The following is a 24,730-nucleotide window of genomic DNA, read 5'->3' as shown; positions in this document are numbered from 1 at the left end:
CCAATTGCAATGAGTCGATTCCTCGGCGAGATCCGCCAGCTGGGCTATGTCGTGCACGACATCGAAGCCGCCATGGACTACTGGAGCACCACGCTGGGCGTGGGCCCGTGGTTCTACAACCCCAAGGTGCCCATCAAGAACTACCGCTACAACGGCGAGGCGCACGAGCCGCACAACTCGGTGGCGCTCGCGAACTCGGGCTACGTGCAGGTCGAGCTGATCCAGACGCGCAACGACGTGCCCTCGATGTACCGCGACTTCCTCCAGGCCGGCCGCACGGGGCTGCAGCACGTCGCCTACTGGACGGCCGACTACGACGCCGACCTCGCGCGCCTCACCGCGCAGGGCTTCAAGCCCGTGATGAGCGGCGAAGTGGGCGAGCGCGGCCGCTTCATCTACTTCGACACCGAATACCACCCGGGCACGGTGATCGAGCTTTCCGAAGTGGCGGGGCCGAAGGGCAGGATGTTCGACCTGATCCGCAGCGCCTCCGAGGGCTGGGACGGCAGCGAACCCGTGCGGCCCTTTCCCGACCTGAGCAAGCTGTGACGATGTCGGCCGAACGCATCCGCGCGCGCTACCTGATCGAAACGCCGGTGGAGCCGGCGGCCGTGGCCGAGGTGATGGCCGGCGAGCAGTCGTGCGGCACCTTCACGCGGGTCGAGGGCGAGACCGATGCGCTGCGCGAACGTGCGCGTGCAACGGTCGAGGCGATCACCGAGCTCGCACCGGCCGAGACACCAAGCCTGCCGAACGCGCTGCTCGAACGCAAGGGAACGCGCGGTCCGTGGCGGCGTGCGCATGTCGATATCTCGTTCCCCGTGGCGAACATCGGCGCGAACCTGCCGACGCTCGCCGCGACGGTATCGGGCAACCTCTACGACCTGGGCGAAGTGACGGGCCTTCGGCTCGAATCGCTGCAGGTGCCGGCCGCGTACCGCGCGCAGTTCGAGATGCCGCGCGTCGGCATCGCGGGCACGCGGCGCGCCGCTGGCGTGGCGAGCGGCGCGCTGGTCGGCACGATCATCAAGCCGAACGTGGGCCTGTCGGCCGCCGAGACGGCCGCGCTGGTCGGACGGCTCTGCGCAGCGGGCGTGGACTTCATCAAGGACGACGAGGTCTGCGCCGACCCCGCGCATGCGCCGCTCGCCGAGCGCGTGCCCGCCGTGATGGCGGTCGTGCGCGCGCACCGGGAGCGCACCGGCAAGCACGTGATGGTGGCCTTCAACATCACCGACGAAACCGATGCGATGAAGCGGCACGCCGACCTCGTCGAGCGCGAAGGCGGCTCCTGCGTGATGGCCAGCCTCAACTGGTGCGGTCACTCGGGCATCCAGACGCTGCGGCGCCACACGGGCCTCGCGCTGCACGGCCACCGCAACGGGTACGGCGCGCTGTCGCGGCATCCGCTGCTGGGCATCTCGTTCCAGGCGTACCAGACGCTCTGGCGCCTCGCGGGCGTGGACCACATGCACGTGCACGGCCTGCAGGGCAAGTTCTCGCAGCCCAACAGTGAAGTCATCGAGTCGGCGCGCGACTGCTTCACGCCGCTGACCGATGCGGCGGACGACCGGGTGATGCCCGCCTTCTCGTCGGGCCAGTGGGCCGGCACCGTGCCCGCCACCTGGTCCGCCATCGGCAGCGACGACCTGCTCTTCATGGCCGGCGGCGGCATCCTCGCGCACCCGGACGGCGCGGAAGCCGGCGTGACCAGCATCCGCCAGGCCTGGTCGGCCGCGCGCGCGGGCACGGCTTTGCCAGACGCCGCGAAGCACGCGCCCGAACTCGCGCGCGCTCTCGCCTTCTTCGGCAAGCCGTGACGCCAGCGACCCCGGCCCCGGCCGTCGTCTACTACGGCGACGACTTCACCGGCGCGACCGACACGCTCGGTACCGCGGCCCGCGCCGGGCTTCGGACCCTGCTGTTCCTGGAGACGCCCGATGCCGCGCGCATCGAGCGCGCCGGCCCGCTCGACGTGCTGGGCATCGCGGGCGCGGCGCGCGCCATGACGCCGGAGGCGATGCGGGCCGAGCTGGCGCCCGTCGCCGCGCTGTTCCGCTCGCTCGGCGCGCGCGTGCTGCACTACAAGACCTGCTCGACCTTCGACAGCGCGCCGCACATCGGCTCCATCGGTGCCGCGGTGCGCGCATTGCGTGGCGCGGTCGAACAGCCGTGGACCGCCATCGTCGGCGGGCAACCGAACCTCGGCCGGCATTGCCTCTTCGGCAACCTGTTCGCCGCGGCCGGTGCCGGCGGCGAAGTATTCCGCATCGACCGTCATCCGACGATGAGCCGGCACCCTGTGACGCCGATGCACGAAGCGGATCTGCGGCTGCACCTGGCCGGACAAGGCCTGGCCGATGTGCACTCCATTCCTTTCACGATCGCGTCGAAGGGCGCCGGTGCGCTCGGCGAGGTGCTGCAGCGCACGCTGCTCCCGCCCTCGCCCGCCAAGCCCCCCGAGGCCGTGCTGTTCGACGTGGCCGATGCGGCGCAACTCGCGGCCATCGGCGAGGTGCTGTGGGCACAGGCCCTCCGCGACACGTTGCTGGCGGTGGGGCCGAGCAGCGTGATCGATGCGCTGGCGAGTGCACTCGGCTCGCGCGCCGATGCACAAACGACGCCGCTGGTCGTGACACCTGCGACCGGTCCCGTGCTCGTGCTTGCCGGAAGCCTCTCGCCTGTCACGGCGCGGCAGGTGGCTGCCGCGTCTTCATTCGACATCGTGTGGCTCGATGCGCCGAAACTCGCCCGCCAGGACGCGTCCACGCTGGAGCGCCATGCCCTCGACATCGCACAGGCGCTCGCCCGAGGCCGCAACGTCCTCGCCTGCACCCGCCCACCCGAACAGGCATCGCCCTCGCCGGACGTCGACGCCCAGGCACTCGCGCGCGCCGGCGGCGAATTGCTGGTCCGCGTTCTGGCACAAACGCCGCTGCGCCGCGTGGGCGTGGCCGGTGGCGACACCTCAAGCCATGGCGTGCAGGCGCTGGATGCGTGGGGTCTCTCCTACGTGGCCGACATGGGCGCCGGCGCCTCGCTGTGCCGCGTGCACAGCAACGACGCGCGGCTCGACGGCATGGAGATCATGCTCAAGGGCGGCCAGATGGGCACCAACGACGTGTTCGAACGCCTGGTGCATGGCGCAGGCTGAAACGCGCCGGGCCTACATCTGCCCCTGCCCGTCGCTGGTGCGGTCGTGCACCCAGCGCACCGCCTGCTGCTCGGCATGGCGCAGCGCTTCCACTTCAGTGCCGTAGGAGGCGTTGTCGGTGTCGTCGGGCAACTCGATGTCTTCCGGCTTGTCCGAGTGGCCCAGGCAGCGCACGACGGGCCGGTAGGTCAGGTTGTCGATACGCTCTGCGCGGCACTGGAACATCCAGCCCCGGTAGGTGAATGTGACGAGACGCTCGTCGAGCGGCGGTGATGTGATGTCCATGGGTGGCCTTGTCTTTCTTTGTGATCGGCCTTCAATCTGCGCCGCTCCCCAGCGGATGCATGTGAGAACCGGCCCACGTCGCGCGTCGGCGGAAGCACCGGATCGGCCGCCGCAGGCTGCGATACGGTCCACGAACATCCACATACAAGCACGTTCATCATGGAAATCCTCTCTCTCGTCCAATGGCCGGCCTTCTCCGCCTCGGTCGCCGCCGCCTGGCTGGTGGGCTCGAATGCGAAAGACCGTCGGAACGTCGGCTTCTGGGTCTTCCTGGCGAGCAATGTGCTGTGGGTGGTGTGGGGCGTGCACACACAGGCGTGGGCGCTGATCGCGCTGCAGGTGTGCCTCGCGGCGCTGAACATTCGAGGGCTTTTCAAGACCGAAGAGAAGTAGGCACGGCGACGTGCTGCGCGCCTTGCACGCGCATGCGATGAATTCCTACGCAGCCTCTGCACCGTGCTGCGCATCTTTGCGTTCCCACCACCCCACCAGGAGCCCACGATGCCCACCACCAAGCGCGCACAACCCGATGCCTGCAGCCTGCTCGACACCGACCACAAGAACGTCAAGAAGATGTTCACCGCCTACGAAGACCTCATGGAGTCCAAGGCCGCCAGCGCCACCGACAAGAAGCGCGAGCTGGCCAACCAGATCTGCATGGAACTGACCGTGCATGCGCAGATCGAGGAAGAGATCTTCTACCCTGCCGTGCGCGAGGCCATCAAGGAAACCGACCTGCTCGACGAAGCCGAGGTGGAGCACGCCACCGCCAAGGACCTCATCGCGCAGATCGAGGAAGCCACCGAAGTCGACGAGATGTTCGACGCGAAGGTGAAAGTGCTCGGCGAGTACATCGACCACCACGTCAAGGAAGAGCGCAACGAGATGTTCCCCAAGGCGCGTGCCACCAAGCTGGACCTGGTCGCGATGCGTGAGCAGCTCGCGGCGCGCAAGGAAGAGTTGATGGCCGAACTGATGGGTGAACCCGCCTAGGGATGTCCTCCAAGTCGTCCGGCGTACTGGCACCGGAAAGTGCGGCCGGGCATACCGCGCTGTTGATCATCGACATGATCAACTGCTGGGACTTTCCGGACGCTGACAAGCTCCTGCCGCGGGCCGCGGCGATCGCACCGCGCATCGCCGCACTCAAGGCTCGCTGCCGCAAGGCCGGCGTGCCCGTCATCTACGCGAACGACAACCGCGGCCGCTGGCGCTCGGACTTCCCCGCGCTGGTCGAGGAATCGCTCGCGCAGGACAGCGCGGGCGCAGCTATCACACGCACCTTGCAGCCCGAGCCGGACGACTATTTTTTGCTGAAACCAAAGCAGTCGGCGTTCTTCGGCACGCCGCTCGAATTGCTGCTGCGCCATTTCGATGCCCGCCGGCTCATCCTCACCGGCGTGGCGAGCGACCAGTGCGTGCTGGTCACTGCCACGGAGGCGGGCATGCGTGACCTGGGGGTGGTGGTGCCGCGCGACTGCGTGGCTTCGCAGTCGGCCAGCCGCAATGACATCGTGCTGCGGCAGCTGGAAGATTTTCAGAAGCTGCCGACCACGCCCTCCTCGCGCATTCGCCTGGTACCGCGGCGTCGGCGCGCCTGAGCGCCTGAGCCGAGGTTCGATCTCGAATGTCAGCCTGGGATGACACGGGTGCGCGCCGTGTGTCCTCACACGGGCTCCGCGCGAACCCCTACGGTGGTTCCTGAAGTCACCAACCAACGGAGAACCACCATGACCGCCACCACCGGAAACACCAGCAAGCTCTGGGAGCTGATCAAGGACACCCGCTTCGGCATGCTCACGCACCGCCACGCCGATGGCCAGCTGCACAGCCATCCGCTGACCACGCAGAACAAGGACGTCGACGAAAACGCGACGCTCTACTTCTTCGTGCCGAAGGACGGAGAGATCGCGCGGCACGTCGCGACCGATCCGACCGTGAACATCTCCTATGCCAACACGGACGACGACAGCTACGTCTCCGTCTCGGGCCATGCGGTGCTGCTCGAAGACCCCGCGAAGAAGGAAGCCCTCTTCACCAAGATGGCCAAGGCCTGGTTCCCCGAAGGGCCGACCGACACCAACCTCGGCCTCCTGGCCGTGAGCGTGCTGCGCGCCGAATACTGGGACGTGGGCGACAGCAAGATGGTGCAGCTTTTCAAGATGGCCAAGGCCGCCGTCACCGGCAAGACGCCTGAGCTGGGCGAACACAAGAAGGTCGCCGTTTCCTGATGCGTGCAGTGCTGACGACGACGCCGGCACCGCACCGCTGGCAGTTCATCCGGGTCGGGGGCGCCGACCAGGTCATCTTCCGCACAGGCGAAGACATCGCCCGCCTCGGCGAGTTGGACCAGAAGCTGTGGGTCGCCCTCGCCTGCCCGACGCGCGGCATCGACTTCGATGCGCGAACGCTGGACCTCATCGATGCCGATGGCGACGGCCGCGTGCGCCCACCCGAGGTGGTCGCCGCCTGCGAATGGGTGTGTGCGCGGCTGCGCAACCCCGACGTGCTGCTGCAAGGCAGCGACGTGCTGGCGCTGGACGATCTCGACGTGGACAACGCCGATGGCGCGCGCCTGCGCGAGGAAGCGCGCCGCCTGCTGCAAATCCAGGGCAAGCCCGATTCGTCTACGCTCACGCTCGCCGACATCGCAGACCGCGGCGAGCTGCTGTCCGCCATGCGCTTCAACGGCGACGGCGTGATCACGCCGGAGACGACGCAAGACGATGCCGTGCGCGCAACCGTCGCCGAGATCATGCGCACCCACGGCAGCGTGCCCGACCGGCACAAGGAAACACCGGGCGTCGACCGCGCCCGCGTCGAAGCCTTCTTCGCCGAGGTGCAGGCTGCGCGCGACTGGCACGCCAAGGCGGACGCCAACGATAAGACGCTGATGCCGCTGGGCGAACCCACGCTGGCCGCCGCCGACGCGACCCGCAAGGTGCGGGCCAAGCTCGACGACTACTTCGCGCGTTGCCGGGTCGCCGCTTTCGACGCGCAGTCAGTGACGGCGCTGAACCCCTCGCCCGAAGCCTATGACGCACTCAGCGCGAACAGGCTCGACCTGAGCGCCGATCCGATTGCCGACCTGCCGCTGGCGCCTGTCACGCCGCGCTGCGTGCTGCCGCTGCATGGCAACCGCATCAACCCCGCGTGGACCGGAGACATCGCCACGTTCGCCGATCGCGCCGTCACGCCGCTGCTGGGCGCGCGCGACGAACTCGCCGAAACGGAGTGGCTGTCCATCAAGCAGCAGCTCGCACCGCTGCAGTCGCTGATGGCCGAGCGGCCCGACAACGCCGCCGCCGCGCTATCGCTCGCGCAGCTCGACGCCTTCCCGCACACCCGCGAGACGCTGCTCGCGCTGCTGCACGACGACGAAGCCGCCGAGACGCACAACAACCTGCTCGTCGACCTGGAGAAGCTGATCCGGCTGCAGCGCGACCTGGTGGTTCTGCTCAACAATTTCGTGTCGTTCAAGGCCTTCTACCGGCGCGAGGGCGCGATCTTCCAGGCCGGCACGCTCTACCTCGATGGCCGCAGTTGCGAGCTCACGGTGCAGGTGCAGGACACGGCCAAGCACGCGGTGCTGGCGGGTCTTGCGAAGACCTGCCTTGCGTACTGCGACTGCACGCGCCAGGGCCAGAAGATGAGCATCGTCGCGGCGTTCACCGCGGGCGACATCGATTTCCTTTTCGTCGGCCGCAACGGCGTCTTCTACGACCGCCAGGGCCGCGACTGGGACGCCACCATCACCAAGCTGATCGAGAACCCGACCAGCGTGGCGCAGGCCTTCTTCGCGCCCTACAAGAAGTTCGTGCGGGTGATCGAGGAGCAGGTTGCCAAGCGCGCGGCCGCCAGCGAGGCGGCCGGCCAAGGCACGCTGACGAGCTTTGCGACCAAGCTCACCACAGCCGACCAAGCGGCGAACGCCGCCAAGGCGCCCGCCGCGGTGCCTCGCACGGCGAGCCGCGTCGACGTCGGCACCGTGGCCGCCATCGGCGTCGCGCTCGGGAGCATCAGCGCAGTGCTGGTCGCGATCTTCGGCAAGTTCGTCGACCTGGGGCAGTGGATACCCGTGGCGCTCATCGGCATCGTCGCGGCGATCTCCGGGCCGAGCATGCTGATCGCCTGGCTCAAGCTGCGGCAGCGCAGCCTGGGGCCGATCCTCGACGCGAGCGGCTGGGCCATCAACGGGCGGATGAAGGTGAATGTGCGGCTGGGCGGCATGCTCTCGCAGACCGCGCACGTGCCACCGGGCGCGCGGCGGGTGGCGCGCGATCCGTACCGCGACCGGCATGGCAAGACCGGTGTCACCGCGGCAGTCGTGCTGGTGCTGGCGCTCGTCGTGCTGGCCTGGCGCATGGACTGGCTGGACCACCGCCTGCCCGCCGCGCTGCAGCATTCGCCGACGGCCGCGGCCACAGTGCCGCCTGCGCCGTCGTCGTAGCGGCGGGAGCAGGTCAGAACCGGTCCACGTCGATCACCGCTTGCGCGAAAGCTTCGGGCGCCTCCTGCGGCAGGTTGTGGCCGATGCCGCCCTGCAGCGTGCGGTGCGCGTACTTGCCGGTGAACTTGTTGCGGTACTTCGAAGGGTCGAGGAACGGCGCGCCGTTGGCATCGCCTTCGAGCGTGATCGTGGGCACGTCGATGGCGGGGGCCGTGGCGAGCCGCTTCTCCAGTTCGTCGTAACGCGCCTCGCCGGGGGCGAGGCTCAGGCGCCAGCGGTAGTTGTGCATCACGATGGCGACGTAATCGGGGTTGTCGAACGATGCGGCGCTGCGCTCGAAGGTGGCGTCGTCGAACTTCCATTTCGGCGATGCCGTCTCCCAGATGAGCTTGCCGAACTCGCGCCGGTACTGGGTGTAGCCCGCTTGGCCGCGTTCGGTCGTGAAGTAGTACTGGTACCACCAGTCGAACTCGGCCTTCGGCGGCAGCGGCTTCTTGCCGGCTTCCAGGTTAGTCATGAGGTAGCCGCTCACCGAAACCAGCGACTTGCAGCGCTCCGGCCACAGCACCGCCAGGATGCAGGCGGTGCGCGCGCCCCAGTCGAAGCCGGCAATGCTGGCCTTCTGGATCTTGAGCGCGTCCATCAGGGCAATGATGTCGAGCGCCACGGCCGACTGCTGGGCATTGCGGACGGTGCTGTCCGAGAGAAAGCGCGTGGAGCCGTGGCCGCGCAGGTGCGGAACGATCACCCGGTATCCGGCCGCTGCCAGGATCGGGGCAACGTCGACGAAGCTGTGGATGTCGTAAGGCCAGCCGTGCAGAAGAATGGCGACCGGACCGTCGGCGGGGCCGGTTTCGGCGTAGCCGATGTTGAGGAGCCCCGCATCGATCTGCTTGATCGAAGCGAACGAGGTGTTGCCTCCGGTCCTGCCCAGGGACGACGCCGGCTTCGAGGCGGCGGTCTGCGCGCTGGCGCTCCCCACGATGCCGAACTGCGCGGCGGTGATCGTTGCGGCAGCCGCGCCAAAAAAGATGCGGCGGTGGCGATTGATTTCTTCGGACATCTGCTTCTCCATTGCGTTTGCGATGGAGTCAGTGGAACCGCGCGGTGTATCTGCGATGTGTCCTCGAACCGGGGGATTTGAATGCCCGTGTACGGATCGAGCGGGCAGATACAGTGGGCTACAAAACTCTTGCGGGCCGCGTTGCACAGGCCCGGGAATCCGGGGTCAGGCGTCAGGCACCGGGCCTCGACGCCTGCTCGCGGACGAAGTGGCCAACGCGGAGCCTGACGCGCTCCATGGCGGCGTCCAGGCTGAGTTGCGGGGTGATCACCAGTGCCCACCGAGGAATGCCGCTGAAGCTCAGGCTGGCCATGCCGACGTAGGTGCCGGAGGGGGTCTGTGCGAGCCTGAGGGAGCCGGTCCAGTGCTCCGGCAGGTCGATGGCAAAGGGCGTTGGGTCCATATGAGGGGGTCGAGGGTAGTGGCTCGCCCCCGCCCGCCCCAAGGAACTATTACCAGAGCGGCAATAAATTCCGTGCGACGTGCCGATGTTCGAACCGGTCAAGCCGCGCGATCAGATCGGCATCCATGGCGTGGCGTCAGCCAGCGCGACAGGAGTGGAATCTCGTTCCACCGAACAGTCGATCCGTGGTTGTCGACAGTGCGCCGATGTGCGGAAAGCCAACGACGATATGCACCACGCCCCTGGGCCGGCTCTGGACATCGCGCGCGAACACTTCCCGCGGTAGGAACCCTCCCGCACGACAAAGCGCCATTGCCCCCGCCGAATTCGTCACCGACAGCCCACACAATGGCACGCCTCACTGCACGAGCCCTCGCCCGCATGACCCCCAACGACCTGTCGCCCCGCTTCGAACGAAGTCTCTGCACGCTGGGCCTCGGCGCACTGCTCACGCTCTCGGCCTGCACGGGCACCACCGAGGCCAAGCGACAGGCCGACAACAGCACGCCGCCGCCTACCGACTGCACCGCCTGGGTGGGCACCGACCGCAACGCGATGCTGCCCGGCTACTTGCTGCACCAGGGCCCCAAGGGCACGGGCACCACCGTCTGCGTGCCGCTGCTGCTCACGGCCAACCCCACCCCGAAGAGCTACGCGGGCGGCGACTATCACATCAGCGAATTCACCGACGACAAGCTCAAGGCCCGCTGGCGCGCCTGCAAGGAAGATGCGGCCTGCTTCAAGCGCATCGACGCGCAGATGCAGCGCTGGCTGCCGCCGAACAAGGAGCGCGCCACGCGCTCCACCGGCGTGGTCGATCCGTCCGGGAAGATCAATCCCGAGGGGCAGGTCGACCTGAAGCAGATTCGGCGCCCCGCCTTCTTCGCGAAGGCGCCCTACCGCGAAGGCATCGCCGAAGCGGAAAGCCGCACGTACACGGTCGAGTTCACCGTGCCGCCCGATGCCTTCGAGCGCATCGACCTGAAGAAGACCGCCGACATCAAGCTGCGCGGCTGGTACATCGAAGGCGCCGGCGTGGATGACGGCAAGGGCCACAAGGTGCGCGCGCTCGCGCTCATGGCGCCCGGCGGCGGCGGGCAGCTCACGGCGATCCAGCATCCGGACGAAGTCTCTTACCGCACCGACGAGAAGACGGGCAGGACCACGCCGGTGCAGTTCCCCAACGCCACCACCGAAACCATGGGCCAGCGCTGGTGGCGCGAGAACCTGCATGCGCTGAACCAGGCGGGCTTCGACGTGCTGGCTTACGACCGGCGCGGCGAAGGGCTCTCGGGCGGGTTCAGCGACACCAACACGCTGGAGCAAGGCGAAGACGTGTTCCGCACGCTCGGCCAGCTGGAAGACGGCCGGGGCCTGCGCATGCTCACGCCCTCGGGCGAAGTGCTCGAAGGCACCGCCGCGCGCGGCCGGCTGCTGGCGGGCATGAAGGCCAACGAGATTCCGCTGGTGCTGGGCGGCTACTCGCGCGGCTCGATGTCGACCGCGTGGGCGATGACCACCAACTACGTCGCCTCCTGCAGCTTCGACCTGCCGGAAGTCACCTGCGCCAAGCCCCGGGGCCTCAGGAACATCCGCGGCGCGATCTTGCTGTCGTCGTTCGCGAGCGGCGCGGGCTATGTGGGCGATGCGCCCGATCTGGCGGACCGCAACCTGTTCCTGGGGGGCATGGCGGCGGACCATCACATCCTCTTCTATCCGAACTCGGCCCCGCTCGCGGGCATGGACCGGTGGCCCGCGGCCTTCTTCGGCAAGGGCCTGTGGGACCGCGCGGAAACGCTGGAAGGCACTGTCGCGGCATACAACCGCATCCGCGGCGTGAAGGAGATCGTGCTGGCGCGCGGGCCGCACTCGATCGAGACCTGGCCCGAGTCCGACCGGCGCTACCTGCGCGAACGCATGGTGGCGTATGCGAAGGTGGTGATCGTCGGCGGGCGCACCGTACCGGGTGCGCGAACGTGGAAGGACTTCAAGGGGCTGGTCGCGACCACGCCGGATTCGTGGGAGCCGTCGTCGAAGCCGAAGACGGCGGGGGCGGCGGGGCCTGCACCCCGCTGAGCTTTCGGCTAACTGAGCCCCGCCACTGGGTAGCGCCGCCATCCAGGCTCCGCATGGCGCTGGCCGTGCGCAAAGATGAAGCCGAGAACCTCACGCGGATCGGAGAGCTTTTCGGGATTGCTCTTCTTCCACGCTTCGAAGCCGGCTTTCAGCGCCGGCTCTTCCTCCAGCATCCGATGCGCGGTGTCTTCGAACACGTAGGCTGAAAAGTTCTCTTTCTTTTCGAGCACGCCGTTGAAGAAACCCCAGCGGAAGAAGCTGTCGTGGGCTTCGGGCTCGAGCGTCTCGACGATGTAGCGGGCCTTCGGCTGGTCGAGCGAAATCCACACGTCGCCGGCGCGTGCATGAACGGTCTCGGTGTGCGAGACGAGCTCCACCTCGTCGTGGAACATGTGCCCTTCGTACGGCCCTGGACGCGAAGCCACGCGTTCGATGCGGTAAACGCGGGCGCTCTCGAAGACCCGGTCTTCCTCCAGCCTCCGCATCGCCACGCCGTTCCATTCCAGGCGCTCGATCACTTCACGCCAGGCCTGCGGCACGAGGTAAGCCTTGGGTGCGGCGACGGCCACGTCTTCCACGAAGCGATCGAAGTAAGGAATGTCTTTTTCCCAGGGCTGGCTGCGGTCGTAGGCCAGACGCTGGTAGTTGCCCAGGCTGCTCGGCGAGTAGACCGCCTCGTACCCCTTGAAGCGAAAGCTGTTCGGCCGGCTCTGGTCCGAACGCCACGAGAGCGGCCATCGCGCCTGCTGCGTAGCGCCGGCCTTGGCCTCGCGACGCAGCACCTGAATCTCCGCCGCATGCGCGACGGTGAAATCCAGCACCACCTCTACCAGCGTTCGCATCGCCGCCACCCGGTCGGCGTAGGGCTTGAGCATGTGCGTCTCGGGCATGAAGCCGATGGTGTGGTGCAGGGCTGCGTAACCGGTGGAAAAACGCGGCAAATCGAGGAAATCGGCGATGCCGTCGTCGGGCGTCTCGGCCACGCAGTTCACGTAGGGGCAGGTGGGCCATCCCCGCGCATCCATGCCGCCGTAGATCGCCGGCAGCATGCGGCTGCGCAGGAACTGGCCGAGGCCGCCGCCGAGCTTGTCGGGCTGGGTCGGGATCAGCGTCATCGTGTAGGCGTAGTCGGCGCCGTTGGAGGTGTGGGTATCGACCATCACGTCCGGGTCCCATGCGGTGAAGAAGCGGTTGAACACCTGCGCGGCGAGGCTGTCGCACTTGATGAAGTCGCGGTTCAGGTCCAGGTGCCGTGCGTTGCCGCGGAAGCCGAACGATTCCGGGCCGAGCTGGTTCACGCGGGAGATGCTTTGCCGGTTGAGGCAGCCGTCGACGTTGTAGACCGGGATGAACAGGAAGACCGTGTCGCCCAGCGCAGCGAGCCGCGCGGGCTCGGTGCAGAAGTCGCGCACCAGCGCCATGCAGACGTCGATGCCTTCGGGCTCGCCCGGGTGGATGCCGTTGTTGTTGAAGAAGACCGGCCGGCCTTGCCGCTGCAGGGTCTCCCGGTCGAACTGCGCATCGGCGGTGACGATGCCCGCGTGCATCGGGATGCCGTTGTCCGAGGTGCCGATCTGCTGCCATCGCAGCACCGAGGGGAAGTCCTTCGCGAGCCGCTCGTAGAAGGCGACGCATTCGGCCCAGGTGGAGGTCTGGTTCTGGTTGCCGGTTTCGTACGGCGTGAGGTACTGGCGGTCTTGTTCGACAGGCATCGGGGTAGGCTCCGTTGATCGAAAGCGATTCTGCATCGACGATCGGGCACCCTCGCAAGGAACATCCATGACGCCCTCCTCCATCTTCCGCGCTGCGCTGCTGGCCTGCGGCGCGGCCTTCGCCCTCTCGGCTCTAGCGGCCGACTACACCGGCCCGATCTTCGATGCCCACCTCCACTACAACGAGGAGGCTTGGAACGGCAGCAGCGGTCCGTTTCCGCCGGCCGATGCGCTCGCGCGCATGCAGCGCAACGGCGTGCGCGCCATCGTTGGCAACTCGCGGCCCAACGAAGGCACGCGCACCCTCGCGGCGCTGCGCGAGACGCGCGAAGCCGGCGTCACCGTCGTGCCTTTCGTGCGCCTCTACCGCAACCGCGCCGACTACACCAACTGGTTCCGCGACGAGACCATCTACGAGATGGTGCATACCGAGCTCACGCGCGGCACCGCGAGCGGCCCCTACCGCGGCATCGGCGAATTCCACCTGTACGAGAGCGCCAACGCCAACGGCCCGGTGGCGAAGAAGCTGATGGTGCTGGCCGAGCAGCGCCAGCTCGCCGTGCTCGCACACGTGGACGACGAGGCGGTCGACCTGCTGATGGCGCACTCGCCCACCCAGGGCCGCGAGCTGCGGCTGATCTGGGCGCACACGGGCATCGGCGGCGCGCCCGTCGCGCGGGTGCGGCAGATGCTGGAGCGCTATCCGAAGCTGATGGGCGAGCTGTCGTACCGCCCCGGGCTCACCTGCGAAGGCGGCAAGCTGTGCGCGCCGTGGCGCGAGCTGATCCTCGCGTTTCCCGACCGCTTTCTCGTGGGTTCGGACACCTGGGTCAACCAGCGCTGGAGTTCCTACGACGAGATCATGCAGGGCTACCGCAACTGGCTCGGCGACCTGCCGCCGGCCGTGGCGCAGCGCGTGGCGTGGGGGAATGCGGCTGGCTTGTTCGGGGTGCGATAGCCCGACTGGACCGAGGGTTTACCCGAACCCGCGGTTACACTGCGCATCACCTTCTTACATGAGCAGTGAGGGTCCTGTCAGGTTCTGCAGAGGCTTCAACTGCTCGACACCTGTCCAATGTCCTCCCTGAAAACCTCCCTTCACCGCAGAGACGCGATCAAGTACGTTGCCGCTGCCGGCGCCGCGCTCGCACTCCCCGCCCTCGCCCAACCCGCACGCATCGTGCTCGGACAATCCGCCGCATTCAGCGGCCCGGCAGAGCAACTGGGCCTGCAGATGAACCAGGGCGCGCGCATCTACTTCGACGTGCTCAACGCCACCGGCGGCGTCAACGGCCGCACCATCGAGCTGCGCACGCTGGACGACGGCTACGAGCCCGAGCGCTGCAAGGCCAACACCGACAAGCTCATCAAGGACGACGTCTTCGCCCTCTTCGGCTACGTCGGCACGCCCACTTGCATGGCCGCGATGCCGCTTGTCGATGCGGCGAAGATCCCGTTCTTCGGCCCGTTCACCGGCGCCGAGGCGTTGCGCGATCCGTTCCGCAAGAACGTGTTCCATGTGCGCGCCTCGTACGACGACGAGACCGCGCTGATCGTCAAGCAGCTCACCTCGCTGGGCATCCAGAAGATCGCGGTGTTCCACCAGAACGACGCCTACGGCCAGGCCGGACTGGCGGGCGTCCTCGGTGCGCTGAAGCCCATCGGCCTGGCACCCGTCGCCATCGGCACCGTCGAGCGCAACTCGGTCAACGTGAGCAAGGCGGTGAAGGACATCATGGCCGCCCAGCCCTCGGCCGTGATCCAGGTGGGCGCCTACAAGGCATGCGCCGCGTTCATCCGCGAAGCGCGCAAGGCCGGCTACGGCGGCACCTTCTTCAACGTGTCGTTCGTCGGCACGCAGGCGCTGGCCGACGAGCTCGGCAAGGAAGCCCGCGGCGTGGTGATCAGCCAGGTCATGCCCTCCCCGTTCTCGACCAGCACCGCGATCTCGCGCGAGTACGTGGAGGCGGTGCGCAAGGCCGGCGGCGACGCCAAGCCGAACTACTCGAGCATGGAAGGCTACGTGGCGGCCAAGGTGTTCGCCGAAGGCTTGAAGCGCGCCGGCAAGCCGGCCACGCGCGAGTCGCTGATCAGCGGGCTCGAGTCGATGCAGAACACCGACTTCGGAGGCTTCCACGTCGACTTCAGCGCGCGCGACCACAAGGCGTCGAATTACGTCGAGCTCTCAATGCTCACCGAAGACGGCAAGGTCCGCCGCTAGGATCAGACCGGATTCTTGGGCAGCGGATCAAGGCCGAGTGTGATCCATGCCCGATATTTTCTCCAACGGTCAGCGCTCGCGCCGGTCGCGGCCGCCTCGAGTTTTGCAGATCTTCTCCAAGCGGTACTTCGGAGTCGAGGGTTACGCATGTTGAGGTTTGTGCCCGCGCATGCGCGGCTCCTGGGCGCGCCCGCAGTTCAACGTCCAGACGTTTCCAGTCGTCTCTGTTCGCAGCCACTGGTGGTAGGTGGTCGGTACAGCGGCCAAACCGGAAGCGACGAACAATGCTTGGCCCACGCCCAGACTCGGAGGAGCTGGCCGCTGGGCCAAGCGATTTGCAGGGGCGACGTCGTCGTTATATCGGTTCAGCCGAATCCTGCTGACGATATTGCGGACCATACCGATTGAAGTTACAGCACTGCCGAGCACATTCATATGCAGGTGTATCTCGTAGTCCTGTGTGTACAACTTTACTAGCGGCCCCCACTGGTCTCCGGTTACATAGCGGTCCAGTATCGTCAGGTTTGCCCATACTATTTGCATGTGACGCCCTCATAAAAAGTGCCGAGCGTGCGCTTGGCAGGAACGAGCCACGCAAAGCGGAGACAACCCACGTTCAACTGAGCCCGATGTTCGGGCATCGTTGCGATGCTTTGCGTACCCTGACTGTAAACCTGCTGCAGAGCCCGATCAATGTCGGGAACTCCCGCTGAAATTCGTTTCAGAAGGGTCCCGGGTTCATGCTCGACCTGGACGCATCATCAACCCGGTGGTTTCGCAGAGCACCCCTAACGAGACCATCTCTAGCGCATCTCGCCTGCGGGCTCCCGCGTGTCCACCGCGCGGGTAATCTTCTGGCCCAGGGCCAGGAGCGGCGCGCTCAATTCGGCGGCCACATCGCTCGATGATTCCGTGGACGACACGCTCACGTTCAGCACGTAGCCCCACGCAGATTCCAGCTTCAGCGGCGCAGCCAGCGCCACCACCTCCGGCTGCCACGATGCGACGCACCAGCCCCGCTGCTCGACGCTCTCGATGGACTTGTCGATCTCCTTGCGCAGCCGGGGCCAGTCGGCTCGTCGCTCGGCGAATTCCGCGAACAGCGCCTCGCGCGCATCGGCCGGCGCCACGGCCAGCCAGGCGCGGCCCAGTGATGTCAGCTCGATCGGCACGCGCTGCCCGCTCACCACGTTGCGCAGCGACGCCCGGCGGTTGTAGCGAATCGATTCCAGATAGACCATCTCTGAACGGTCGGCCACCGCCAGGCCGACGTTGATGCGCAGCTTCTCGGCCAGTGTGCGCATCAGCGGCGCGGCCACCCGCAGCACGACCGAGCCGGTGCGCATGGCATGCGCCAGGCTCAGCACCGGCGCGGCCAGCCGGTACGCGCGCGCGCGCCGGTCGTGCGCCAGCATGCCGGCCACCACCAGCGTCTGTGTGAGGCGGCTCACCGTCGCGGGCGAAAGGCCGGTGCGCTCGGCGATCTCGCTGTTGCCCAGCAAGGCGGAGCCGGGCCGGAAGGCGCGAAGGATTTCCATGCCCCGTTCGAGCGAACGATTGAGCGTGCTTGCCATGTTGTCTCCTTGATTCCCAGAGGCGCGGGCCGTCCGCCATTTCCATTCAGTGGAATTGGGCTGGTGCGCGGCGGGAGTATGCGACCTAAGCTGAAGGCTCGCTTCAAACCCCTACAAAGAGAGACACAGGCATGCCGACATTCACACCGTTTCGTGCACTCGCGTTATCGCTGATCGCATTTGCACCACTCGCAACCTGGGCGGCATTCCCCGACAAGCCGCTGCGCATCGTGGTGCCGTTTGCGCCCGGCGGCGGCACCGACGCGATCACACGCACGCTCGGCGTCGGCATGTCGGAGGCGCTGGGCCAGCCCGTCATCGTCGACAACAAGCCAGGCGCCGGCACGATCATCGGCAGCGACTTCGTCGCCAAGAGCGCGCCCGATGGCTACACGCTGGTCATGGCGACGTTCGCGCATGCAGTGAACCCCGGGCTGCAGCCGAAGATGCCCTACGACACCGACAAGGCCTTCGCGCCCGTGGCGCTGATCGGCGTCTCGCCCAACGTGCTGGTGGTGCGCACCGACAGCCCCTACAAGACCGTCGCGGACCTCATCGCCGCAGCCAAGGCGAAGCCGGGCAAGCTGACCTTCGCGTCGCAGGGCAACGGCACCTCGGCGCACCTGGCCGGCGAGCTCTTCAAGAACCTCGCCAAAGTCGACCTGACCCACATTCCCTACCGCGGCGCGGGCCCCGCGATGACCGACCTGCTGGGCGGCCAGGTGGACATGATGTTTGCCACCGCGTCGGCGGTGCGGCCCTTCGTCGACAGCGGAAAGATGCGCGCGCTCGGCGTGACCACCGCGCGCCGCTCTCCCGCCTACGCCGGTGTGCCGACGCTCGCGGAAGCCGGCGTGCCCGGCTATGCGGCCGAGAGCTGGTACGGCCTCTACGTCGCGGCCAAGACGCCGAAAGACGTGATCGACCAGCTCAACGCCGCGGTCAAGAAGGCCGTCAAGACGCCGGCCTTCGCCAAGCAGACCGAATCGGAGGGTCTCGCCGTCGACGTCGGCGCGCCCGGGCAACTGGACACCTACGTGCGCGCCGAAGAGGTGCGCTGGCGCAAGGTCGTCAAGGACAACCACATCACCACAGACTGAGGAGCACCACCCATGAGCACGACAACGGACACAGCACCGTCGCTGATCGAACTGGAAATCCACGCCGGCATCGCGACCCTGACGCTGAACCGCCCCGAGAAGCGCAACGCCATCACCGACGGCATGCGCAGCGACTTCATCGCCGCGCTCGAGAAGATCGGCGCCGACAACACGGTGCGCGCGCTGGTGCTGACCGGCGCCGGCAAAGGCTTTTGCGCCGGCGGCGACGTGGCCGGCATGCAGCGGCGCATGGACGCGCCCGCGGGCGAGGTCGGCTTCAACGGCTGGAGCCGGCAGCAGCGCGTGCACCACTCGGTGTCGCTGCTGCACACGATGCCCAAGCCGGTCATCGCGGCCGTGAACGGCGGCGCCAACGGGCTGGGCGCGGACATGGCGATGGCCTGCGATTTCGTGCTGGCCTCCGATGCCGCCAGCTTCGCGTGGAGCTACATCAAGCGCGGCCTGATTCCGGATGGCGGCGGCATGTACTTCCTGCCGCGTCGGGTGGGCCTCTCGCGTGCCAAGGAACTGATCTTCACCGGCCGCAAGGTCGAGCCCGATGAAGCACTGCAGCTGGGCATTGCCGACCGCGTGACCAGCGCGCAGAACCTGCTCGCCGACGCGCATGCGTGGGCGACCGAACTGTCGCAAGGCTCGGCGGCGGCGATCGCGCTGGGCAAGTCGATCCTCAACCAGAGCTTCGAATCGCCGGCCGAACAGGTGTTCGCCAAGGGCAGCCAGGCGCAGGGCATCTGCTACACCACGCAGCAGCATCGCGATGCGGTGCTGGCGTTCCTGAATGCGAAGGAGAAGGCGGCATGAGCGCTCCCCTGCCCGACAACGCGATCGCACGGTTGATGAAGCCGCGCAGCGTGGCCGTGATCGGCGCCTCGGCCGACCCGACGAAGACCGCGGGGCGCCCCGTCGCCTACCTGACGAAGCACGGCTTCGGCGGCGCGATCTATCCGGTGAATCCGCGCGCTGACGTCATCGGCGGACTCAAGAGCTACCCCGACGTGCAATCTCTGCCCGAGGCGCCCGATGTCGGCATCGTGCTGCTGGGCGCCGAGCGTGCGCACGAGGCGGTGCGCGAGCTGGCCGCGCGCGGCACGGCGGCGGCCATCGTGCTGGCCAGCGGCTACACAGAAGTGGGCGCGGAAGGCGCGCGGCGCCAGCAGCAACTGCTGGAGGCCGCGGGCAACATGCGCATCCTCGGGCCCAACACCATCGGACTGGTCAACCTCACGGACCGCATCACGCTCTCGGCCACGGGGGCGCTGGAGATGCAGGACTTCGAGGCCGGCAGCATCGGCGTCGTGTCGCAGAGCGGTGGCATTCTCGGCGCGCTGCTGTCGCGGGCGGCCGCCCGGGGCATCGGGCTGTCGAAGCTGATCTCCACCAGCAACGAGGCCGACCTGGACATGGCCGACTTCATCGACCACCTGGCCGACGACGAGGCGACCTCGGTGATCGCGCTCTACATGGAAGGCGTGCGCAACCCCGCGAAGTTCAAGGCCGCGGCGCTCAAGGCTGCGCGCAAGGGCAAGCCGGTCGTCGTGTTCAAGGTCGGGCGCTCCGAATCGGGCGCGGCCGCGGCCGTGTCGCACACCGGCGCGCTGGCCGGTGCGGACCGCATGTACGACGCGCTGTTCCGCGAAGTCGGCGTCATCCGCGCAGAGACGTTTTCAGACCTGCTCGACCTGCCCGCCGCGCTGGTCACCGGCCGGCGCCTAGCTGGCCGCCGCGTCGCGGTGCTCACATCGACTGGCGGCGCCGGAACGCTGGTGGCCGACAGCCTAGGCATGGCAGGCTTCGAGACGCCGGCGCCGGACGAAGCGACGGCCGCTGCGCTGCGGGCACTGCAGTCCGGCGACCACGCGGTGCTGGACCGTAACCCCATCGACGTCACGCTGGCCGGCCTGCAACCGGCGCTGCTGCGCGGCGCGATCACCTCGCTGCTGGCGAGCGCGAGCTACGACGCGGTGGCGGTGATCGTCGGCTCTTCGGGCCTTGCAATGCCCGATCTGATGGCCAGCGCCATCCACGACAGCCTGCCGGGCAGCGACAAGCCGCTGGTCGTGTTCGTGAGCCCGCATGCGCCCGGCATCGCAAGCCTCCTGAACCGGCGCGGTGTGCCCGCCTTCATGGCGCCCGAAAGCTGCACGAGCGCGCTCGCGGCGATGCTGGAAACAACGCGGTGGAAAGAGCCTGCGGCGCGAGGCGACGATGCGACTGCCAACGTCCGCATCGACGACCTGCCCGACGGCCCGTTGAACGAAGCCGAGGCGAAGACCCTGTTCGCGCGCTTCGGCGTGCCCTGCGTGCGCGAGCGCATCGTCGGCAATGCCGAAGAGGCGACCGCTGCGGCTCGTGAACTTGGCAAAGACAAGGTCGTGCTCAAGATCCTCTCGTCCGAGATCACGCACAAGAGCGATGTCGGCGGCGTGGCCGTCGGCATCTCCACGGACCGCGTCGGCGAACGGCTCGAGCGGATGGCCGACGAGGTGAGCGAACGCGCCGGCGTGCGGCCCGAGCAGTTCCTGGTGCAGGAGATGGTCGAGGGCGGTGTGGAACTGATCCTCGGCTGCCATCGCGATCCGCTGGGCTCGGCCGTGCTGCTGGGCATGGGCGGCGTCACGGCCGAGCTGCTCAAGGACACGGCGCTGCGCATGGTGCCGCCCGGTGGATTGAGCCGCGACGAGGCGCTGTCGCTCGTGCAAGAGCTGCGCACCTGGCCGCTGCTTGACGGCTTCCGGGGGCGCAAGTTGGCCGATGTCGATGCGCTGGTGTCGGCGATCGTCGCGTTCTCCCGGATGATCGACGCGCTCGGCGAGCGGCTCGTCGAAGCGGAGATCAACCCGGTGTTCGTGCTGCCGAAGGGAGAAGGCGTGCGTGCGGCGGATGGGGTGGCGGTGCTCGCACGCGGGTGACCTGGGCGCGCCGCCGGATCAGGTCCTGCGGCGCGCGGTCTCCAGCGCTTCAGGGTTGGCAACATCGGTGAGCCGCCCTTCGGCGAACGCATTGATGTTGTCGAAGGCGATGCCGAAATAGCGCTCGTAGTTGTCCTTCTCGACATAGCCGATGTGCGGCGTGCACAGCACATTGGGCAATGCGAGCAGCGGATGGTCCGGCGCCATGACGGGCTCCTGCTCGTACACGTCGACGGCCGCGAACCCCGGATGGCCCGCGCGCAGCGCCTGCTCCAGGGCGCCCTCGGCGACGAGCTCGGCGCGGCTGGTGTTGACCAGCAGCGCCGTGCGCTTCATGCGGGCCAGGTCGTCGGCCGTGACCAGTCCGATCGTGTCCGCGGTGAGCCGCACATGCAGGCTGATCACATCGCTCTCGGCGAAAAAAGCCTCGCGCGACGGCGCCACCTCGAACCCGTCGGCACGCGCCGCGGCGGTCGATGCCTCGCGGCCCCAGACCCAGACCTTCATGCCGAACACCCGGCCGTAGGCGGCCACCTGCCGACCGATGCGGCCATAGCTCCAGACACCGAGGCGCTGTCCGCCCAGTTGCTGGCCGAGGTGTCCCTGCCAGAGCCCCTGGCGCATGCGGTTGGCCTCGTCGACAAGGTGCCGGCGGCTCGCGAGCGCGAGTGCCCAGCTCAGTTCGGCGGTGGCGGACCCCGCCCCGCTGCCTTCGGCCACGAGCACGCCGCGCGCCGTGCAGGCCGCCAGGTCGACGTGGCCCGCGAGCTTGCCGGTCTGGCTGATCAGCCGGAGCCTGGGCAGGCGGTCGAGCAGCGCCGCGTCGATGCGGGTGCGCTCGCGCGTCAGCACAAGGGCCTCGGCATCGGCGAAGCGCTCGGCCAGCGCGTCGGTGCCCTTGACCGTGTCGTTGAAGATGCGCGTCTCGTGGGCAGCGAGCTTCGAGAAGCAGTCCAGGCCGCGGACGCAGTCCTGGTAGTCGTCGGGGATGGCGATGCGCATGCGGGAGCGCTCCTTTTTCATTGCAGCGTGATGTGAAGTTCCTCGACCGTGCGCTTCCACATCGCCAGGTCGTTGCGCACGAGCGTCGTGAACTGCTCGGGCGGCATGCCGCCGGGCGTGATGCCCTGGGCCTTGAAGAGATCGCGCACTTCCTTCGTGTCGAGTGCGCGCTTGACTTCGGCATAGAGACGCTGCGTCACAGCCGCCGGCGTGCCGGCCTTGAGCAGCAGGCCGTACCAGCCATGCACCTCGAAGCCCGGATAGCCCTGCTCGGCCACGGTGCGCACGCCGGGGAGCCCCTCGAAGCGCGTGGCCGTCGCGACGGCCAGCGCGCGCAGCTTGCCGGCCTGGATGAACGGCAGGGCGCTGCTCATGTCGAGGAACATGAACTGGATCTGTCCGCCCAGGAGGTCCTGCACCGCGGGGCCGGCGCCCCGGTAGGGCACGTGGGTCGCCCGAATGTCGGCACGCTTCGCGAACAGCGCCGCGCCCAAGTGCGCCGAGGTGCCGTTGCCGGAAGAGCCGTACGACAGGCCGTCAGGTTTGGCCTTTGCGCTGGCCACCAGCGCCTGCAGATCGGGTGCGGGGAAATCGGTGCGCACCACGACGGCGTGGGGCACGAACCCCACCACGGTCAGCGGAGCGAAGTCGCGCAGGGTGTCGAAGGGGTAGCCGGGCATCAAAGCCGGATTGGTGACCGCCAGGATCGACGGAAAAACCAGCGTGTAGCCGTCCGCCGGCTGGTGCTTCACCTCGCTCATGCCGATGACGCCGCCACCGCCGGGCTTGTTGTCGATGATCACCGGCTGACCCAGATGGGTCGACATGATCTTGCCGATCGCGCGCGCCATGAGGTCCGTGGGACCGCCGGGCGAGAACGGCACGACGATGCGGATCTGCTTCGAGGGGAAGGTGGGGTTGTCGGCCCAGGCGCGCGGGGCCAGCGCCATGAACGCGAGTGCGCCTCCCATGGCGTTGAAGTGGCGCCGGGAAGGGGCGAAGGTTGGGGGCACGCGGGTCTCCTTGGGGATGCATCGCTGCATGCGACGAGCATCTTTGGCTTTTCGGTACACCAGCTTAGGCTGGAGGTGGTCCGGCCGCATCCCGCTGATTCCACTGACTGGAATTGAAGGGCGTACTTTCAATCCGGTTCGAACACGGTGCACCCACGACAGCAATTAGTACGTTAGACTTCACTTCGGTAGCCATCGTTTTCTCCCTCCTCCCCTTCTCTGGGCTACCCTTGCCCGCCTCGTGCGGGCTTTTTCTTGCCCGATCGGTGTCGTCTTTCGCGCGTCAACTGGCCTGTCCTACAGTTCGTAATACCAAGGCCTTACAAAAAAAACAATCGTCGCCCCGACCATGGCGCTTCCATTTCCACGGGGCCAGGTATGAGCTTCAAAGACATCAGGGATCGGTTCGGCGCGTCGTTCCAGCGGGGCGACCGCGTCATTTGCGAGGGTCGGTTCGGCACCGTTGCCAGCGCGAACTATTCGCACATCCGGGTGAGGTTCGACGGCAAGTCGATTTCCGCGCCGTGCGACCCGCGGGATCTGCATCTTGTGGGCTCCGACAGCACCCTCCCATCGCCCACGCTCCAGTTTTCGGCGCAAGAGGGTGCGTCGCTTCTTCAATAGGTCGGAAAGCAGCGGCCAATTTTTTCCGCTGTCTTCGTCTGCAAGGGATGCGCCACGCGGCAGTGCACAGGCTCTTGCCGGAGCGACACCTCAACTGATCTTCGAGCAGTTGAGGCCTCGCATGGGATTACGAAAAATCAGTCGGCCGCCGCGCCCGACTTCTTCACCAGTTCGGCCCAGCGCGGAATTTCCCTGGCCATGAAGTCGCGCAGTTCTTCCGGCGTGCTGCCCACGATCTCCATCGCCAACTGGTCCGAGAGCTTGGCCTTCACATCGGGCTCCTTGAGCGCCTTCACGATCTCGGCGTTGAGGCGCTGCACGATCGCTTTGGGCGTGCCCTTGGGCGCATACACCGCCTGCCACGACGACATCTCGAAACCGGGAATGCCCGACTCGATCATGGTCGGCAACTCGGGCACCAACGCGATGCGCTTGGCCGTCGTCACGGCCAGCAGCTTGAGCTTGCCGCTCTTGACCAGCGGCAATGCGGCAGTCACCTGATCGAACATGAAAGGCACCTGCCCCGCGGCCACGTCGGTCAGGGCCGGCGGCGTGCCCTTGTACGGCACGTGGGTGAGCTTCACGCCGATGAGGTCGGCGAACATCTCTCCAGCCAGATGCGTCGAGGTGCCAGCGCCGGAGGAGGCAAAGATGCGCTTGCTCTCGTCTTTCTTCAGCAGCGCCACCAGTTCGGCCACCGAGTTCACGCCGAGCTGGCTGTTGACGATGAGCACGTTGGGCAGGCGCGCGACCAGCGAGACGGGCTCGAAGTCCTTCATCGGGTCATAGGGCAGCTTCTTGTAGAGGCTGGCGTTGATGGCGTGCGTGCTGATGGTCCCGCCGAAGAGCGTGTAGCCGTCGGGCGCGGCCCTGGCCACGTAGGCGGCGCCGATGCCGCCGGCCTGGCCGGGCTTGTTGTCGACCACCACCGATTGCTTGAGGCTCTCGCCCAGCTTCTGGGCGAGCGTGCGGCCCACGATGTCGGTGGAGCCGCCGGGCGTGAACGGCACGACGTAGACGATGGGCTTGGCGGCCGGCCATTCGGGGGCCTGGGCCCATGCGGCGACAGGAGCGAGCGCGGCCGAAAGCAGCGCCGCGGCGAGGCGGATGAAACGCATGTCTG

General features: G+C 67.5%; 23 protein-coding genes. 15 read left to right on the top strand and 8 right to left on the bottom strand.

What is annotated here, in order from left to right:
• Nucleotides 1-9: 9 nt before the first annotated feature.
• From ACSFA7_RS31145 to ACSFA7_RS31135, 3 genes are read left to right on the top strand one after another with little or no spacing between them, the layout of a single operon-like run.
• Nucleotides 10-549 carry a VOC family protein gene (locus ACSFA7_RS31145; RefSeq protein WP_435502920.1) on the top strand — a complete coding sequence of 180 codons (540 nt, stop codon included), beginning with the start codon at nt 10-12 and terminating at the stop codon, nt 547-549.
• A 2-nt stretch (nt 550-551) separates the two neighbouring features.
• Nucleotides 552-1,820, top strand: a complete 1,269-nt coding sequence (locus ACSFA7_RS31140) for a ribulose-bisphosphate carboxylase large subunit family protein (RefSeq protein WP_435502919.1) — start codon at nt 552-554, stop codon at nt 1,818-1,820.
• Nucleotides 1,817-3,154, top strand: coding sequence for a four-carbon acid sugar kinase family protein (locus ACSFA7_RS31135; RefSeq protein WP_435502918.1), 1,338 nt, complete (start codon nt 1,817-1,819; stop codon nt 3,152-3,154). Before ACSFA7_RS31140 ends, ACSFA7_RS31135 begins: the two co-directional genes overlap by 4 nt.
• A gap of 12 nt (nt 3,155-3,166) precedes the next feature.
• Here ACSFA7_RS31135 and ACSFA7_RS31130 read toward each other — a convergent pair whose 3' ends face one another.
• A complete protein-coding gene (locus ACSFA7_RS31130) occupies nt 3,167-3,439 on the bottom strand; it encodes a hypothetical protein (RefSeq protein WP_435502917.1) in 273 nt (90 codons plus the stop codon).
• A gap of 159 nt (nt 3,440-3,598) precedes the next feature.
• Here ACSFA7_RS31130 and ACSFA7_RS31125 point away from each other — a divergent pair, with 159 nt between their 5' ends.
• The 5 genes from ACSFA7_RS31125 to ACSFA7_RS31105 all read left to right on the top strand — a co-directional run bounded on the left by ACSFA7_RS31125 (nt 3,599) and on the right by ACSFA7_RS31105 (nt 7,889).
• On the top strand, nt 3,599-3,832 hold the full coding sequence (locus ACSFA7_RS31125; protein WP_435502916.1) for a hypothetical protein: 234 nt from the start codon (nt 3,599-3,601) through the stop codon (nt 3,830-3,832).
• Between the two features lie 108 nt (nt 3,833-3,940).
• The gene (locus ACSFA7_RS31120) at nt 3,941-4,432 is read left to right on the top strand and encodes a hemerythrin domain-containing protein (RefSeq protein ID WP_435502915.1); all 492 of its coding nucleotides are present in this window, start codon (nt 3,941-3,943) and stop codon (nt 4,430-4,432) included.
• 2 nt (nt 4,433-4,434) lie between these two features.
• The gene (locus tag ACSFA7_RS31115; protein WP_435502914.1) at nt 4,435-5,040 is read left to right on the top strand and encodes a cysteine hydrolase family protein; all 606 of its coding nucleotides are present in this window, start codon (nt 4,435-4,437) and stop codon (nt 5,038-5,040) included.
• A gap of 129 nt (nt 5,041-5,169) precedes the next feature.
• The gene (locus tag ACSFA7_RS31110) at nt 5,170-5,670 is read left to right on the top strand and encodes a pyridoxamine 5'-phosphate oxidase family protein (protein WP_435502913.1); all 501 of its coding nucleotides are present in this window, start codon (nt 5,170-5,172) and stop codon (nt 5,668-5,670) included.
• Nucleotides 5,670-7,889, top strand: a complete 2,220-nt coding sequence (locus ACSFA7_RS31105) for an EF-hand domain-containing protein (protein ID WP_435502912.1) — start codon at nt 5,670-5,672, stop codon at nt 7,887-7,889. The genes ACSFA7_RS31110 and ACSFA7_RS31105 overlap by 1 nt, the downstream gene beginning before the upstream one ends.
• 13 nt (nt 7,890-7,902) lie before the next feature.
• Here the strand turns inward: ACSFA7_RS31105 and ACSFA7_RS31100 are convergent, their stop codons facing one another.
• Both ACSFA7_RS31100 and ACSFA7_RS31095 read right to left on the bottom strand, forming a co-directional pair.
• Entirely contained in the window at nt 7,903-8,952 is a 1,050-nt protein-coding gene (locus tag ACSFA7_RS31100) for an alpha/beta fold hydrolase (RefSeq protein ID WP_435502911.1), read from the bottom strand.
• A 172-nt stretch (nt 8,953-9,124) separates the two neighbouring features.
• Nucleotides 9,125-9,355 carry a hypothetical protein gene (locus ACSFA7_RS31095; RefSeq protein ID WP_435502910.1) on the bottom strand — a complete coding sequence of 77 codons (231 nt, stop codon included), beginning with the start codon at nt 9,353-9,355 and terminating at the stop codon, nt 9,125-9,127.
• A gap of 381 nt (nt 9,356-9,736) precedes the next feature.
• On the opposite strand from ACSFA7_RS31095, the gene ACSFA7_RS31090 reads away from it, so the two are divergent.
• Nucleotides 9,737-11,431, top strand: coding sequence for an alpha/beta fold hydrolase (locus ACSFA7_RS31090; RefSeq protein ID WP_435502909.1), 1,695 nt, complete (start codon nt 9,737-9,739; stop codon nt 11,429-11,431).
• An 8-nt stretch (nt 11,432-11,439) separates the two neighbouring features.
• Here the strand turns inward: ACSFA7_RS31090 and ACSFA7_RS31085 are convergent, their stop codons facing one another.
• Nucleotides 11,440-13,143 (bottom strand): M14 family zinc carboxypeptidase, encoded by a 1,704-nt coding sequence (locus ACSFA7_RS31085; protein WP_435502908.1) that lies wholly within the window; start codon nt 13,141-13,143, stop codon nt 11,440-11,442.
• A 67-nt stretch (nt 13,144-13,210) separates the two neighbouring features.
• Here ACSFA7_RS31085 and ACSFA7_RS31080 point away from each other — a divergent pair, with 67 nt between their 5' ends.
• Together ACSFA7_RS31080 and ACSFA7_RS31075 are read left to right on the top strand one after the other, a co-directional pair.
• Nucleotides 13,211-14,101 (top strand): amidohydrolase family protein, encoded by an 891-nt coding sequence (locus ACSFA7_RS31080; RefSeq protein WP_435502907.1) that lies wholly within the window; start codon nt 13,211-13,213, stop codon nt 14,099-14,101.
• Between the two features lie 117 nt (nt 14,102-14,218).
• Complete coding sequence (locus ACSFA7_RS31075) at nt 14,219-15,364, top strand: ABC transporter substrate-binding protein (RefSeq protein ID WP_435502906.1); 1,146 nt, start codon at nt 14,219-14,221, stop codon at nt 15,362-15,364.
• 803 nt (nt 15,365-16,167) lie between these two features.
• On the opposite strand, the gene ACSFA7_RS31070 is transcribed toward ACSFA7_RS31075, so the two are convergent.
• Complete coding sequence (locus tag ACSFA7_RS31070; RefSeq protein WP_435502905.1) at nt 16,168-16,938, bottom strand: IclR family transcriptional regulator; 771 nt, start codon at nt 16,936-16,938, stop codon at nt 16,168-16,170.
• Between the two features lie 131 nt (nt 16,939-17,069).
• Here ACSFA7_RS31070 and ACSFA7_RS31065 point away from each other — a divergent pair, with 131 nt between their 5' ends.
• From ACSFA7_RS31065 to ACSFA7_RS31055, 3 genes are read left to right on the top strand one after another with little or no spacing between them, the layout of a single operon-like run.
• The gene (locus ACSFA7_RS31065) at nt 17,070-18,038 is read left to right on the top strand and encodes a tripartite tricarboxylate transporter substrate binding protein (protein WP_435502904.1); all 969 of its coding nucleotides are present in this window, start codon (nt 17,070-17,072) and stop codon (nt 18,036-18,038) included.
• Nucleotides 18,039-18,050: 12 nt separating this feature from the next.
• On the top strand, nt 18,051-18,860 hold the full coding sequence (locus tag ACSFA7_RS31060; RefSeq protein WP_435502903.1) for an enoyl-CoA hydratase/isomerase family protein: 810 nt from the start codon (nt 18,051-18,053) through the stop codon (nt 18,858-18,860).
• Nucleotides 18,857-20,968: an acetate--CoA ligase family protein gene (locus tag ACSFA7_RS31055; RefSeq protein WP_435502902.1), complete on the top strand. Its 2,112-nt coding sequence runs from the start codon at nt 18,857-18,859 to the stop codon at nt 20,966-20,968. The genes ACSFA7_RS31060 and ACSFA7_RS31055 overlap by 4 nt, the downstream gene beginning before the upstream one ends.
• Before the next feature lie 18 nt (nt 20,969-20,986).
• Here ACSFA7_RS31055 and ACSFA7_RS31050 read toward each other — a convergent pair whose 3' ends face one another.
• Both ACSFA7_RS31050 and ACSFA7_RS31045 read right to left on the bottom strand, forming a co-directional pair.
• Nucleotides 20,987-21,970, bottom strand: coding sequence for a D-2-hydroxyacid dehydrogenase family protein (locus tag ACSFA7_RS31050; protein ID WP_435502901.1), 984 nt, complete (start codon nt 21,968-21,970; stop codon nt 20,987-20,989).
• Nucleotides 21,971-21,987: 17 nt separating this feature from the next.
• Nucleotides 21,988-22,983 (bottom strand): Bug family tripartite tricarboxylate transporter substrate binding protein, encoded by a 996-nt coding sequence (locus ACSFA7_RS31045; protein WP_435502900.1) that lies wholly within the window; start codon nt 22,981-22,983, stop codon nt 21,988-21,990.
• 378 nt (nt 22,984-23,361) lie between these two features.
• Between ACSFA7_RS31045 and ACSFA7_RS31040 the strand changes: the two genes are divergently transcribed.
• Nucleotides 23,362-23,607 carry a hypothetical protein gene (locus ACSFA7_RS31040; protein WP_435502899.1) on the top strand — a complete coding sequence of 82 codons (246 nt, stop codon included), beginning with the start codon at nt 23,362-23,364 and terminating at the stop codon, nt 23,605-23,607.
• 137 nt (nt 23,608-23,744) lie between these two features.
• Here the strand turns inward: ACSFA7_RS31040 and ACSFA7_RS31035 are convergent, their stop codons facing one another.
• The gene (locus tag ACSFA7_RS31035) at nt 23,745-24,725 is read right to left on the bottom strand and encodes a Bug family tripartite tricarboxylate transporter substrate binding protein (RefSeq protein WP_435502898.1); all 981 of its coding nucleotides are present in this window, start codon (nt 24,723-24,725) and stop codon (nt 23,745-23,747) included.
• Between the last annotated feature and the right edge of the window lie 5 nt (nt 24,726-24,730).

Source organism: Variovorax trehalosi (assembly GCF_051216415.1).
GTDB lineage: Bacteria > Pseudomonadota > Gammaproteobacteria > Burkholderiales > Burkholderiaceae_C > Variovorax.
The sequence above is the reverse complement of the archived record's forward strand: the minus strand, read 5'-3'. Positions and strand labels throughout refer to the sequence as shown.

Excerpts from the sequence above, each read along its gene's own strand:
- ACSFA7_RS31145 (WP_435502920.1), top strand. The coding sequence starts at position 10 with ATGAGTCGATTCCTCGGCGAGATCCGCCAGCTGGGCTATGTCGTGCAC.
- ACSFA7_RS31140 (WP_435502919.1), top strand. The coding sequence starts at position 552 with ATGTCGGCCGAACGCATCCGCGCGCGCTACCTGATCGAAACGCCGGTG.
- ACSFA7_RS31130 (WP_435502917.1), bottom strand. The coding sequence starts at position 3,439 with ATGGACATCACATCACCGCCGCTCGACGAGCGTCTCGTCACATTCACC.
- ACSFA7_RS31125 (WP_435502916.1), top strand. The coding sequence starts at position 3,599 with ATGGAAATCCTCTCTCTCGTCCAATGGCCGGCCTTCTCCGCCTCGGTC.
- ACSFA7_RS31120 (WP_435502915.1), top strand. The coding sequence starts at position 3,941 with ATGCCCACCACCAAGCGCGCACAACCCGATGCCTGCAGCCTGCTCGAC.
- ACSFA7_RS31115 (WP_435502914.1), top strand. The coding sequence starts at position 4,435 with ATGTCCTCCAAGTCGTCCGGCGTACTGGCACCGGAAAGTGCGGCCGGG.
- ACSFA7_RS31110 (WP_435502913.1), top strand. The coding sequence starts at position 5,170 with ATGACCGCCACCACCGGAAACACCAGCAAGCTCTGGGAGCTGATCAAG.
- ACSFA7_RS31105 (WP_435502912.1), top strand. The coding sequence starts at position 5,670 with ATGCGTGCAGTGCTGACGACGACGCCGGCACCGCACCGCTGGCAGTTC.
- ACSFA7_RS31100 (WP_435502911.1), bottom strand. The coding sequence starts at position 8,952 with ATGTCCGAAGAAATCAATCGCCACCGCCGCATCTTTTTTGGCGCGGCT.
- ACSFA7_RS31095 (WP_435502910.1), bottom strand. The coding sequence starts at position 9,355 with ATGGACCCAACGCCCTTTGCCATCGACCTGCCGGAGCACTGGACCGGC.
- ACSFA7_RS31090 (WP_435502909.1), top strand. The coding sequence starts at position 9,737 with ATGACCCCCAACGACCTGTCGCCCCGCTTCGAACGAAGTCTCTGCACG.
- ACSFA7_RS31085 (WP_435502908.1), bottom strand. The coding sequence starts at position 13,143 with ATGCCTGTCGAACAAGACCGCCAGTACCTCACGCCGTACGAAACCGGC.
- ACSFA7_RS31080 (WP_435502907.1), top strand. The coding sequence starts at position 13,211 with ATGACGCCCTCCTCCATCTTCCGCGCTGCGCTGCTGGCCTGCGGCGCG.
- ACSFA7_RS31075 (WP_435502906.1), top strand. The coding sequence starts at position 14,219 with ATGTCCTCCCTGAAAACCTCCCTTCACCGCAGAGACGCGATCAAGTAC.
- ACSFA7_RS31070 (WP_435502905.1), bottom strand. The coding sequence starts at position 16,938 with ATGGCAAGCACGCTCAATCGTTCGCTCGAACGGGGCATGGAAATCCTT.
- ACSFA7_RS31065 (WP_435502904.1), top strand. The coding sequence starts at position 17,070 with ATGCCGACATTCACACCGTTTCGTGCACTCGCGTTATCGCTGATCGCA.
- ACSFA7_RS31060 (WP_435502903.1), top strand. The coding sequence starts at position 18,051 with ATGAGCACGACAACGGACACAGCACCGTCGCTGATCGAACTGGAAATC.
- ACSFA7_RS31055 (WP_435502902.1), top strand. The coding sequence starts at position 18,857 with ATGAGCGCTCCCCTGCCCGACAACGCGATCGCACGGTTGATGAAGCCG.
- ACSFA7_RS31050 (WP_435502901.1), bottom strand. The coding sequence starts at position 21,970 with ATGCGCATCGCCATCCCCGACGACTACCAGGACTGCGTCCGCGGCCTG.
- ACSFA7_RS31040 (WP_435502899.1), top strand. The coding sequence starts at position 23,362 with ATGAGCTTCAAAGACATCAGGGATCGGTTCGGCGCGTCGTTCCAGCGG.
- ACSFA7_RS31035 (WP_435502898.1), bottom strand. The coding sequence starts at position 24,725 with ATGCGTTTCATCCGCCTCGCCGCGGCGCTGCTTTCGGCCGCGCTCGCT.